This window comes from uncultured Streptococcus sp., from assembly GCF_963545685.1.
GTDB lineage: Bacteria > Bacillota > Bacilli > Lactobacillales > Streptococcaceae > Streptococcus.
Genome location: NZ_CAUUKN010000014.1, coordinates 1 through 11,543, shown reverse-complemented (window position 1 = coordinate 11,543; position 11,543 = coordinate 1). Strand labels below are relative to the sequence as shown.

The window sequence follows — 11,543 nt, the reverse complement described above, 5'->3', positions numbered from 1 at the left end:
TCCTCCTATTCTTCAACCCACTTAACGATTTGTCCCTGTAATTCGATAGCTGCTAATTCTGACTGAGCGACCAAAAAGAGCGTGTCATCGTCAGCAATCAAGCTAAAAATCAAATGCTTATATTCATCCAAAAGAATCTTTTTGATGAGACGGCTAGTTCCTGGCTGAACTACGATATTCATAAAGGCATGTTGTCGATCAATACGCAACAAGCGACGGCTCGCAACAGAAGATCCACCTACTCGTCTAGGAGCAGTTGAAAGCCCATAGATGTAAGAACCATCTTCGGTTGGTACTTTGGTAATACCAATTTCATTGATATCACGTGATACTGTAGCCTGAGTAGCCTTCAACCCCTCTGCTTGCAGTAATTTTACCAATTCTCCCTGGGTTGTAATTTTATTTTCTTGGACAATCTTTCGGATTAACTCCAAACGATCATTCTTCTTCATTCTTCTTAAACTCCTTATGTGCTTGTGCTACAACTTCTTTGATTGAGGTTTGAACATCATTTTGAGGAGAAGCTGTCTTCTCCAAGTGTGCGAGAAATTCAATGTTACCATGACCCCCTTGAATAGGTGAAAAATCCAATCCTTTAACTGAAAAGCCATAGTCAACTGCAAAAGCTGTTACTGTTTCTAAAACTTTTTCATGGATACTGCTCTCGCGTACAATCCCATTTTTTCCAATTTGTTCACGGCCTGCCTCGAATTGAGGTTTCACAAGAGCAACAACTTGCCCTCCATCAACCAATATCTTAGCCAAGGCTGGTAGAATCAAATTAAGAGAGATGAAGCTGACATCAATAGATGCAAACGATGGTAATCCCTCTGTAAAATCGACAGGTTCAGCATATCGAAAATTATATTGCTCCATGGAACGCACTCGCTCATCTTGACGCAATTTCCAAACTAACTGATTGGTACCCACATCTACTGCATAAACTAGTTTAGCACCATTTTGAAGCATGACATCGGTAAATCCACCTGTTGAGGCCCCGATATCGATGGTTGTCTTATCTTCAACTGAAAGATTGAAAACATCTAAAGCTTTTTCAAGTTTGAGTCCTCCACGACTCACATACTTAAGCTTTTCACCTTTGAGCTTCAACTCTGTTCCATCATCAATTTTTTCACCCGGTTTATCGTAACGCTCACCATTGATAACATTAACAACTAAACCAGCCATAACACCACGTTTAGCTTGTTCTCGTGTTTCAAATAGGCCTTGTTTATAAGCCAAGACATCTACTCTTTCCTTAGGCATGGAGTCTTAACCTTTCTATAATTTTCACAATATTGTCTTGTTTGAAACCTTGGTCCTCAGCCAAATCTTTGAAAATAGCCTCAGCCTTATTTAGTGATTCCTCGAGAATGGCATGTGATTTTTCCAAACCAAGAAGAGCAGGGTAAGTTGATTTCCCAGCGACCACATCTTTTCCAGGTGTTTTTCCTAAGGCTTCAAAGTCAGCAGTCACATCTAAAATGTCATCACGAACTTGAAAGGCAAGACCAATCAAGCGACCAGCATCTTGAAGACTTTCCAAGACTCGGTCTTCTTGTTGGGCTACAATACCAGCCGCCACAAAAGGAAAGGTTAGAAGCTTACCAGTCTTATTCTCATGAGTCTTAGCCAGTTGCGATAAATCAAGTTCCAGACCTTCACCTTTCATATCCAGCATCTGACCACCAACCATACCGAAGGTTCCTGACGCATGAGATAGAGCTTGAATTAATTGAACACGAATTTCTGCAGGAAGCTCTGTTTGGGCTATAAGTGCGAAGGGATCCAAAAAGAGAGAATCACCAGCTAATATTGCTGTTGCTTCATCAAATTTTTTATGGTTTGTTAGTCGTCCTCGACGGTAATCATCATTGTCCATTGCCGGTAAATCGTCGTGAATCAGACTCCCAGTATGAATCATTTCAAGACTTGCTGCAACATCGAAATGGCTAGGAGTTAACTCTAAACCAAATCCTTCAAGTAAATCCAAGAAAATCAGTGGACGGATACGCTTACCGCCACTATCAACTGAATAAAGAATAGCAGTGATTAAATCGCTTGATACTGGGAGGTTTTTCTTTTGATAGAAATCTCGAATAGCAGCATCAATTTTTTTTAGCTTGGTCATTAGGCATCCATTTCCGTTTCTGTACCATCTGCTTGCATAACCTTAACAAGTGTCTTTTCAGCATCCTCCAAGGTCTTCTGCAAATCTTTAGACAAGGCCATACCTTTTTGGAATTCAGCAATCGCATCCTCAAGAGCAACATCACCTGTTTCAAGTTTTGTGACGATAGCTTCTAAGTCCTGTAAATTTTCCTCAAATGTTTTTTTCGTTGACATTTTTTACCTCTACTTCTAGTTGTCCATCTCTCATTTGGATTGTTAATTGCTCACCTTCAGTAATATCCTTGATAGTTGTTAGGGGCTTATCGTTTTTATTGACAATAGCGTAGCCCCTGGCAACAATACGGCTAGTATCTAAAGACAATAGGGCGTCTTGAGCCTTCTCTAGCCTAACGCGGTTTCCATTGATAGTGTTCTTGGTTGTAGTCACTAAAAGACGCTGTAAGGACTCACGACGGTCTTGATAGTTCTTAACATGAGTCAAGAGATTTAGACCATGTAATCGCTGTCTCAATAGTTCAGCTGCTTTTTGTTTGCGCTCGAAATCTTGACTCATGAAGGTTTCTAACCTTGTTGTTAGTCGATCTAACTTTTGCAAATAACCATCATAAAGACGTTCAGGTTGCCTAAAGACAACCGATTGGGATAATTTGGCTAAACGTTCTTGGTTATACTGTATACGCCTCAAACAAGCTTGGTAGGCTCTATTTTGTCTTTCGCGAATCCAAACTAAAGTATCAGCCTTTGATACGGGAGTAGCAAGTTCAGCTGCTGCTGTAGGTGTAGCAGCCCTGCGATCCGCTACAAAATCGGCCAAAGTCGTATCTGTTTCGTGACCAACACTTGAAATCACAGGTAGACGACTCTCAAAAATGGACTGAACTACAATTTCCTCATTAAAGGCCCAGAGGTCCTCAATTGAACCTCCACCACGACCGACGATAAGAAGATCAAGATCTTCCCTCTGATTGGCTTTATGGATATTTTCGGCAATCTCTTGTGCCGCTCCGTCACCTTGAACCTTAGTCGGGAAAAGCAGAATCTCTACCCCCGGAAAACGGCGACTAACTGTAGTAATAATGTCTCGAATAACCGCACCACTAGGACTAGTGATAACCCCAATTTTCTTGACAAAATTAGGAAGCGGTTGCTTATGACGATCATCAAAGTAGCCTTCAGCAGTCAGTTTTTTACGAAGCTGTTCAAACTGGATGGCGAGTGCACCAATACCATCTGGCTCAGCCTTCTCGATAATAATGGAATATGACCCACTAGGCTCATAAATCTGCACCCGACCAACAACATTAATCTTCATTCCTTCTTCAAGGTCAAAACCAAGTTTTTTGAAGACCCCAGCCCAAATCGTTGCCTGAATTACTGCCCCTTCATCCTTAAGCGAAAAGTACTGATGACTGGGGCGTCGGCGGAAATTGGAAACCTGACCTGTCAAATATACCCTCTCTAAATAAGGATCATGGTCAAATTTCATTTTCAAATATTTGGTTAAGGATGTGACCGATAAATAGTCTGACACGACAACTCTCCTTTATTAGCTTGACTCTTGAAAAATCTAAAGATACTAAAAAAGTTCTATAGACCATGATTCTCCAATACTCTCAGTCAGCTTTTTAATTGTTTACACGATTACCTTAAATTATACCAAAAAAGACTGTCAAAAGACAGTCTCAACCACTATTAGCTAGTGCTTTCGCATGATTAAATTAGCTTGTTTTATAAGTCTTTGAAACAACATCCCATGAATCACTTGAACCGTCAATACCTCCATAGGCTTCGAGTTGACCCTTTGTGTTTACTCGGAAAAGGAGGACATCATTACCATATGCATCATAAAGTTGTGCATAAGTCAATTCATCATCATCGTCTTTCCAAGAATAGACGCTCCAACCTAGATTTTTATAATTATCACCAGTTGAGCCTTGTTCTTCAGCATAGGTAGAAACAACCCAATCTCCTAACTGCTGATCAGACAAAGATGACGTATCAACTTGAGATGATTGACTATCTGATGATGCTGCCGCTTCTTCCTTGCTTTTGGCTAATTGACCATTTTTCCAAGGGTTAGTTTCATTTTCGTTTTGGTTATTACTATACCACATTAAAACAATTAAAGGGATGAGCACTGCAATTAAAGCAATCCCACCAATTACCCATCGAATGTTTTTAGGGTCTTTGAGTTTATCAAAACTCGAAACTTTCCTTCCTCTAGTTGTTTCTTTTTTTCGACGTCTAAATTCGCTCACAGCTTTATCCTCTTTTTCTTGAAAGTAGTCCCTTTTCTTCTTTTCCTCTTGTTCCAAGAGTTTTTGCACTTCCCTACGACCCTGCGGGTCACTCGTTTGAGCCAATGAAATTTGCAACTGAAAAATACGATTATCCAAAGCTTGCTCATATTCTTTGGCTGCTTCTCTATCACCATTATCAGCTAAGGCCCTCAGATACTCTTCATTACTGAATTCAGCCATTCACTATTTCGCTCCTGCTTCTAAATCGTTTCTTCTATTTTCTTAAAGCCTGAGACTTTTGTCAAGTTACTAGTTTGTAACAAAATCTTACAGATGTAAAAAGCCGAGAAAAATCACATCCTCAGCTTATTTCTTAGTTGTTTCTCGATAATACTTACAGTAGCTTTGAAGAGGGCAAGTCTGGCATTTAGGATTCTTGGCTAAACAATGATAACGTCCAAAGAAAATCATGCGGTGATGACTAATAATCCAATCTTTCTTTGGTATTTTCTTCATCAATTCTGCCTCGATTTCCTCTACACTAGCATTTTCTGGAGCTATATTCAGCCGTTTAGAAACGCGAGAGACATGTGTATCTACAGCAATGGACGGAATGCCATAGACTTCAGCCAATACTACGTTAGCTGTTTTTCGTCCAACACCAGGTAAACTCTCTAATTCCTTGTGAGTTTTGGGAACTTGTCCATCAAAATTCATTAAAACAGCTCTAGCGGTTTTGATGATATTCTTTGCTTTATTCTTATATAGCCCAATGGTTCTCAAGCACATTTCAACATCATCAAGATTAGCAGATGCTAAATCTTCAATTCCTGGATAACGAGCCCACAAACCTGGCGTCACCTTATTAACAGCTTTGTCTGTTGTTTGAGCAGATAAAATAACAGCAACTAGTAATTGAAAGGGAGTCTCCCACTCCAACTCGCCATGTGCATCTGGAAACATCTCTCCCACTATAGCCAGGGCTTCATTAACACGTTTTCTACCTAACATTATTGGCCACCCCACAATTGACGTGCCGCATCCATTCCAGTTTTAAAATCATCCGAAACCTGGTGATGTTGTTTCTTTCCTTGATGCTCCAAACGACGTTCTTCAACTTGAATTTTAGTAGTAATACCACTTAATTTCCAGTTACGAAGAACCCCTTTGATATAATTCCAATTTGTTTTTCGGTTAAATACTGCCTCTTTCAAAGCCTCACGAATTAATTCTGGGTCAGTGTGTTCTTCCTGAATTTCCTTATTTAAATCTTCGATTACCATAGGATTCAAGATTCCCAAAGCCTGTTCCAATTCATCTGTCAGTTGTTTAATAAGTTGTGTATTTGTTGGTTGACCAACTACAGGACCTGTCCTTGTCTTTTCATTACTCACTAGCTTGTCTAACACTGCTAGGGCAGGTGAGGCATCAACAACCATCTCAATTTCATTATTAACTTTAATAGTCGTAAAATCAAGGAGTCCAGCCTCAGTCAATGTCGTAATACTTTTATTAACCTCAGTGGGGGTCTTTCCAGTTGCCTGCGCTATCTGGCTAGAGGCCACTTCTCCAATCTGAGTAGTCGTTTGGAGATAGAGAAACTGCCAAACTAAAAAGTCATCCGCAGATGGAAAAATATCCTTAAAATGGAAAAATAAGGCATTTGGAAGTACTAGATTTCCTGTTCGATATTGTTCAAAAAAACTCATATTTACCTTTCAGAGTAGATAGGCCAACTCAAAAAATGATATGTTTCAACATAAGTCTTTTGAGAGACCTACTACAAATAACCGTAGAATGAAAAATCGTCTTCCAACTCTTCTAAACGATAAGGTGTTTCTTGATATACCGCGTAGTTAATCCAATTACTAAAGAATGCTGATGCCGCAAGGTTCCAACGAAGTTTAGGCTCCTGACTTGGATCATCCCCAGGGAAATAGTTTGCTGGCACATCTGGATTGATGCCTGCATCCAAATCCCTTCGATATTCTCTTGCCAGAGTATCACGATCATATTCGAAATGACCAAAACTATAAACTTCACGAAGATTCTTGCTTGCCAGAATGGACAGACCTACCTCTTGACCTGATACAACAACGTCTAAATCTGTTTTATTCTTGATATCTTCCAGAGTTACCTCTGTATAGCGTGAGTGCGGTGACACAAAGCTATCATCAAAACCATTCATAAGAAAATTTTCTGGCATGTCAACTGTTTGTTTATAGATACCAGATAATTTCTCAGGCAGAGGAACCTTATCAACACCATGCTTATAGTAAAGACCAGCTTGAGCTCCCCAACACAAGTGAAGAGTTGAATAAACATGCTTTTTAGACCAATCAAAAACCTCTGTTAATTCCTGCCAATAATCAACTTCTTCAAAAGGCATTTGTTCGACAGGCGCACCTGTTACAATGAGACCGTCATAATACTTGTGCTTGATTTCATCAAAAGTCTTATAGAAGGTTTCCATATGTTCGGCGTGGGTATTTTTTGATTTATGACTAGCCATATATAGAAACTCTACGTTAATTTGGAGTGGTGTATTTGCCAAAAGACGTAGCAATTGAGTTTCCGTAACCTCTTTAGTTGGCATAAGGTTAAGGATTAGGACCTCCATCGGTCGAATATCCTGGCTACTAGCTCTATTTTCATCCATGATGAAGACATTTTCCGAACGCAATACATCAAGAGCAGGTAACTTATTATCAAGTTTTATAGGCATAACAACATCTCCATCCTTGTTTATTCTATCTTCATATTATAAACCGGGTAGATATTGTTATCAAATATATATTTTCTCTAGTTAGCTATAGCTATAAACTATATAAGAACACACTTATTTTTTAAAAGAGTTAAAAAGGCCCTAAGGCCTTTTGTAAAACATAGATAGATTTATCCTGGGAAGTTCATCAATACTTTAGCGTCATAACCCTCAATAGCTTTACGTCCATTAAGACCGTCAAGCTCAATCAAGAAGGCACAGCCAGCAACGACACCACCTAGGCGTTCAATCATTTCAATTGTAGCTTTGACAGTACCACCAGTCGCCAAGAGATCGTCAACGATAAGCACACGTTGGCCAGGTTTGATGGCATCGGCATGCATACAAAGTGTATCGACACCATACTCTTTTTCATAATCGGCCGAAATCACTTCACGTGGCAATTTACCAGGTTTACGAACTGGCGCAAATCCAATACCAAGTTCAAAGGCAACTGGACATCCAACGATGAAACCACGCGCTTCAGGACCAACAATCATGTCAATCTTCTTGTCAGTCGCATACTGAACGATTTCACGAATAGCATAGCTATAAGCATTTCCATCAGCCATCAAGGGGCTAATATCACGGAAAGTAACCCCTTCTTTAGGGTAGTTTTCAATTGATGCAATATAATCTTCTAATTTCATTTGTTCTTCCTATAGGCATTTCGCCAAATAATATTTACGTACTATTATAGCATGAAAGCGCGGATTTATAAAATGCTAACCCTTAATTTCTAAAGGAATCATCTTAGTCAAGCCCTACTCCTATTTGTAGAGCCAATCATAAATTTCCTGTGGTGTTCCCAAAGCCATGAGTTCTTGAAACTTGACTAACTGTTTAAGGTCTTGGAAAATCTTGCTTTCCTCAATCTCACGTTTTTCAGCCTCTTTATTAACTGTCATGACACCGTTATCAATAGTGACAAAGTTCAATTCATCAAAGATTTGAATCATCTTGATGAGGAGGATCTTGTCAATCTTAAGGTAGTGACTGAGGTCATCTAGTTTATAGCGAACATCAAATTCTGGGAATTGATAAATGGTTTTATAGAGCCTTGCAAACTGTTCTCTCGTTCCATAGCCTGTCAGGTAGTAGGCTTCCTTAATGCTATTCTTAAAATAAATAGCCTGGAATTCCTTACCGTCAAACCACTCTTTTAATTTGGTCGATGAATTCGGTAGGGTGTTGAGGACAACTGCAACTGCTTCGTCTGAGGCCTCTTCTACCGCTGGTACGCCTTCAGGTAGTGCCATATTTTTTGAGCGAAAGTCAAATAACTGAACACCATCCACACGCGCATCCTCCAACATGAGCTGTAGCGTTGTCTGACCATTCCATACATTAACAGACAGGGTCACTGCTAATTCCAACCCCTGAGCTTGCTGAAATTCTTGAAGCAAGTGACCTTTATTAAAGGCCACAACATCAAAACTAGCCTTGCCTTGCTTGACCTTAAACTTAAGATGGGCTCCATTTTGACCCATAGTTCTAGCTTGAATAACGGAAATATCATGTAGCCAAAATACTGGCTTTTTATTATCCATACCAAAAGGTGCAAGTTTTTCAAGGCTCTTAATGGTATCCAAGCTAAGCTCACCGAGTTGGAGCTCCTCGTCTAAAATAAGCGTATTTTTAGCACTCGTATCAATGTCATTATCGTAGACATAACGACACAAAATATCTGAGAGTTGATCAAGATTTTCCTCCGGAAGCGTCATACCGGCTGCTCCAGCGTGTCCTCCAAAAGCAGTGAAAATCTCTCGGTGGTCATCAAGTGCATGAAAGATATTAATAGCTTCCAAACTACGGGCCGACCCCTTAGCCAGACCATCCTCAATATTTAAAACCACCACTGTCTGACTGATTTGTTCCATGATACGACCTGCCACAATACCTAGAACACCAGGATGCCAACCTTCCTTGGCCAGAACCTGAACAGGTTTGTCCAAGTCTACCATTGTCATGGCTTCATCAAAGATGTTTTGAACAACTTCCTTACGTTCTTCATTTTTGGCATTGATTTCCAGAGCAATGGCTTGCACTTCCTCATCGTCAAATCCTGTCAGTAATTCGATAGCTGGATTTGGATCATCCAAACGTCCTAAGGCATTGAGTTGAGGGGCCAGTTTGAAACCTACCGTTTCTTCAGAAATCGTTGTTGGGTCTACATCGGAAATACGAAGCAATTCTTGAAGCCCAATACGCTCGGTAGTTTTGAGAACTTCAAGCCCAACCTTAACCATAATACGATTTTCATCGGTCAAGCTAACCATATCAGCAATAGTCCCAATAGCTACCAAGTCTAGCATTTCAGTAGGTATGGTCTCAAGGAGGGCCGTTGCCAATTTGAAAGCTACGCCACACCCTGCCAAATACTTAAAAGGATAATCGGCATCTGGATGTTCTGGATGGACAATGGCATAGGCTTCTGGAAGCTGAGTTGGCATGCTATGGTGGTCAGTGACAATAACATCCACACCTTGCTCCTGCGCATAAGCAATGGCCTCATTCCCCGCTACCCCATTATCCACTGTAATGATGAGTGAAACACCTTCCTGCTCAATGAAATACTTGTAGACACTTTCGTTTGGTCCATAACCATCTGTAAAACGGTTTGGCAAGTAGACTCGTGCTTCAGCTCCCATCATTTCAAGGGCTTCTTTGACAATCGAGGCTGACGTCATACCGTCCGCATCGTAATCTCCATAAATCAAGATTTGCTCGTAATTTTCAATGGCCTGACGAATTCTAGCCACTGCCTTATCCATATCATGAAGCAGATAAGGATCATGAAGGTGTGATAAATCTGCCTTTAGAAAATCTTCAAGCGCCTCTTCTGTCGTCATGCCACGTTCATAGGCAATCTTAGCTGCGGTTTCTGCCAGTCCATGTTCTTTAGCAAGTTTAAAAAAGCCAGCATCTGGCTCTTTTGTGTTTATTTTCCAATCATACGTTGATGTAATCATGTTCTTTATATTTTCTCCCTGTCATCTAGTCTACCTATTATAACATGAATAAATTTATCATAGTGGATAGAAGCCTGAGTTTCCTAAAAAGAGAATGGGAAAACATCGGAAGGTGCTTCGACTCGTGTTACATTTCCGATTAAGACCTACTTTTCTAGACAAAATAAATAACTGGGCATTGCACCTCATTTGACTTGTGTTTTCTCAGATGTTCCTTTCTCCTCTTCCCGTTATCAAACTCCATTCTACTATCATTTTAAAGCAATATTAGGAAAACAAGAAAAAGATTCCCTATTTGGAAATCCTTTACATCAATATTTATAAATCATCCCTGTACAAGCTTGCTCTGAAAGTTCGACAAAGCCCAGAGATTGGTAAAAGGCTAGATTTTTCTCGCTACGATCAGTAGCAAGAAGCCGTTGATAGACATGGGGGAAAGTTGCTAAAGCCTCTTTTAAGAGTTTCTTTCCGATACCTTGGCGCTGGTAATCTGGTCGCACCAAAAGGTCCTGCACAAAAATGACAGAGTGGCCGTCTCCTACCAAGCGAATGTAGGCTACGAGATCTTTCTCATCATAGACGGCCAATTGCCAGAGACTGGCTTTAACAGCTTCTTCTAGCATAGCTGGGTTGTTGGTATAATTGGTCCAGCCGACTGAGCTGTACAGTGCGAGTAGGTCTGTCATCGCTGGAATTTCTTGTTTGTAATGTAACATCTTAACTCCTTTTTAAGCTATAGTGCTGGAAGAAGGCGATCTCCCGATATGGGGACTCTTGGCAAACAGCCAGCTCCATTTGAAGCATAGACTCTCGCCAACCTTCTTGGCCTTTGAAGCGGTTATCCTGCAAGCCATCAAAGACGCGAATTCCTTGGTAATCCTTGACTTCAAGGGCTAGGTCTTCTACTGTTTCAGCTAGATCATAGGCCTGAGCCAAGCCCATGGAGTGGGTTTCCAAATCCTGACCTACTTTCCTATGATATCTTTGAACTATTCAAAAAGAATATCATAATAGATTTTTCACCAAGGTTGCTTGATGTTATCTAAATAAGTCTGGATATTTGCTACCATCTAGCATCCCCTTATTTATAGTTAAACATACTGGTAGCTAGTTTGTCTGAGATGCGTGGAAATAGCGTATAGCCTTTGTGAGCAACTGCTAAGAGTCGTGGCAGATTGACTTCTCGTTTATTTTTGCCAAGAATACGGACAATTTTTTTAGCCACGTATTTAGGACTGAGGACAAACTTCTTAACACGCTCAAGATAGGCTCCAGAGGGATCAGCTTGATCGAAGAAAGATGTCTCAATTGGACCTGGATTGATCGTAGTCACATAGACTCCCTTATCAGCCAGCTCCAGACGAAGGGCATCTGAGAAGCCAATTACCGCAAACTTTGTCGCTGCATAGACACTTGAGTTGGCTGTCGCAATTT

General features: G+C 40.4%; 14 protein-coding genes. All 14 read right to left on the bottom strand.

What is annotated here, in order from left to right:
* Positions 1-5: 5 nt before the first annotated feature.
* Complete coding sequence (locus RWZ99_RS04320) at positions 6-452, bottom strand: ArgR family transcriptional regulator (protein WP_314676667.1); 447 nt, start codon at positions 450-452, stop codon at positions 6-8.
* Positions 439-1,266, bottom strand: coding sequence for a TlyA family RNA methyltransferase (locus RWZ99_RS04315; protein WP_314676666.1), 828 nt, complete (start codon positions 1,264-1,266; stop codon positions 439-441). The genes RWZ99_RS04320 and RWZ99_RS04315 overlap by 14 nt, the downstream gene beginning before the upstream one ends.
* Positions 1,259-2,131, bottom strand: coding sequence for a farnesyl diphosphate synthase (locus tag RWZ99_RS04310; protein WP_314676664.1), 873 nt, complete (start codon positions 2,129-2,131; stop codon positions 1,259-1,261). The genes RWZ99_RS04315 and RWZ99_RS04310 overlap by 8 nt, the downstream gene beginning before the upstream one ends.
* Positions 2,131-2,346: an exodeoxyribonuclease VII small subunit gene (locus RWZ99_RS04305; protein ID WP_002884058.1), complete on the bottom strand. Its 216-nt coding sequence runs from the start codon at positions 2,344-2,346 to the stop codon at positions 2,131-2,133. The genes RWZ99_RS04310 and RWZ99_RS04305 overlap by 1 nt, the downstream gene beginning before the upstream one ends.
* Positions 2,324-3,664: an exodeoxyribonuclease VII large subunit gene (gene xseA / locus RWZ99_RS04300; RefSeq protein WP_314676662.1), complete on the bottom strand. Its 1,341-nt coding sequence runs from the start codon at positions 3,662-3,664 to the stop codon at positions 2,324-2,326. Before xseA ends, RWZ99_RS04305 begins: the two co-directional genes overlap by 23 nt.
* Positions 3,665-3,851: 187 nt before the next feature.
* Complete coding sequence (locus RWZ99_RS04295; protein ID WP_314676661.1) at positions 3,852-4,613, bottom strand: hypothetical protein; 762 nt, start codon at positions 4,611-4,613, stop codon at positions 3,852-3,854.
* Between the two features lie 126 nt (positions 4,614-4,739).
* A complete protein-coding gene (gene nth / locus RWZ99_RS04290) occupies positions 4,740-5,384 on the bottom strand; it encodes an endonuclease III (RefSeq protein WP_314676660.1) in 645 nt (214 codons plus the stop codon).
* On the bottom strand, positions 5,384-6,082 hold the full coding sequence (locus tag RWZ99_RS04285; protein ID WP_314676658.1) for a DnaD domain-containing protein: 699 nt from the start codon (positions 6,080-6,082) through the stop codon (positions 5,384-5,386). The genes nth and RWZ99_RS04285 overlap by 1 nt, the downstream gene beginning before the upstream one ends.
* A 71-nt stretch (positions 6,083-6,153) precedes the next feature.
* Entirely contained in the window at positions 6,154-7,098 is a 945-nt protein-coding gene (gene metA, locus RWZ99_RS04280; protein ID WP_314676656.1) for a homoserine O-succinyltransferase, read from the bottom strand.
* Between the two features lie 170 nt (positions 7,099-7,268).
* Positions 7,269-7,787, bottom strand: coding sequence for an adenine phosphoribosyltransferase (locus tag RWZ99_RS04275; RefSeq protein ID WP_314676655.1), 519 nt, complete (start codon positions 7,785-7,787; stop codon positions 7,269-7,271).
* A 120-nt stretch (positions 7,788-7,907) separates the two neighbouring features.
* Complete coding sequence (gene recJ / locus RWZ99_RS04270) at positions 7,908-10,109, bottom strand: single-stranded-DNA-specific exonuclease RecJ (protein WP_314676654.1); 2,202 nt, start codon at positions 10,107-10,109, stop codon at positions 7,908-7,910.
* 311 nt (positions 10,110-10,420) lie between these two features.
* Positions 10,421-10,825 (bottom strand): GNAT family N-acetyltransferase, encoded by a 405-nt coding sequence (locus tag RWZ99_RS04265; protein ID WP_314676652.1) that lies wholly within the window; start codon positions 10,823-10,825, stop codon positions 10,421-10,423.
* Position 10,826: 1 nt separating this feature from the next.
* On the bottom strand, positions 10,827-11,051 hold the full coding sequence (locus RWZ99_RS04260) for a hypothetical protein (RefSeq protein WP_314676650.1): 225 nt from the start codon (positions 11,049-11,051) through the stop codon (positions 10,827-10,829).
* A gap of 139 nt (positions 11,052-11,190) precedes the next feature.
* Positions 11,191-11,543: SDR family NAD(P)-dependent oxidoreductase (locus RWZ99_RS04255; protein ID WP_314676649.1), on the bottom strand; the 353-nt coding region annotated here is incomplete at its 5' end.

What these genes read in the sequence shown, in the direction of transcription:
- RWZ99_RS04295 (WP_314676661.1), bottom strand. Translation starts at nt 4,613, where the DNA reads ATGGCTGAATTCAGTAATGAAGAGTATCTGAGGGCCTTAGCTGATAAT.
- nth (WP_314676660.1), bottom strand. Translation starts at nt 5,384, where the DNA reads ATGTTAGGTAGAAAACGTGTTAATGAAGCCCTGGCTATAGTGGGAGAG.
- recJ (WP_314676654.1), bottom strand. Translation starts at nt 10,109, where the DNA reads ATGATTACATCAACGTATGATTGGAAAATAAACACAAAAGAGCCAGAT.
- RWZ99_RS04310 (WP_314676664.1), bottom strand. Translation starts at nt 2,131, where the DNA reads ATGACCAAGCTAAAAAAAATTGATGCTGCTATTCGAGATTTCTATCAA.
- RWZ99_RS04285 (WP_314676658.1), bottom strand. Translation starts at nt 6,082, where the DNA reads ATGAGTTTTTTTGAACAATATCGAACAGGAAATCTAGTACTTCCAAAT.
- RWZ99_RS04275 (WP_314676655.1), bottom strand. Translation starts at nt 7,787, where the DNA reads ATGAAATTAGAAGATTATATTGCATCAATTGAAAACTACCCTAAAGAA.
- RWZ99_RS04305 (WP_002884058.1), bottom strand. Translation starts at nt 2,346, where the DNA reads ATGTCAACGAAAAAAACATTTGAGGAAAATTTACAGGACTTAGAAGCT.
- RWZ99_RS04315 (WP_314676666.1), bottom strand. Translation starts at nt 1,266, where the DNA reads ATGCCTAAGGAAAGAGTAGATGTCTTGGCTTATAAACAAGGCCTATTT.
- RWZ99_RS04260 (WP_314676650.1), bottom strand. Translation starts at nt 11,051, where the DNA reads ATGGGCTTGGCTCAGGCCTATGATCTAGCTGAAACAGTAGAAGACCTA.
- RWZ99_RS04265 (WP_314676652.1), bottom strand. Translation starts at nt 10,825, where the DNA reads ATGTTACATTACAAACAAGAAATTCCAGCGATGACAGACCTACTCGCA.
- RWZ99_RS04320 (WP_314676667.1), bottom strand. Translation starts at nt 452, where the DNA reads ATGAAGAAGAATGATCGTTTGGAGTTAATCCGAAAGATTGTCCAAGAA.
- metA (WP_314676656.1), bottom strand. Translation starts at nt 7,098, where the DNA reads ATGCCTATAAAACTTGATAATAAGTTACCTGCTCTTGATGTATTGCGT.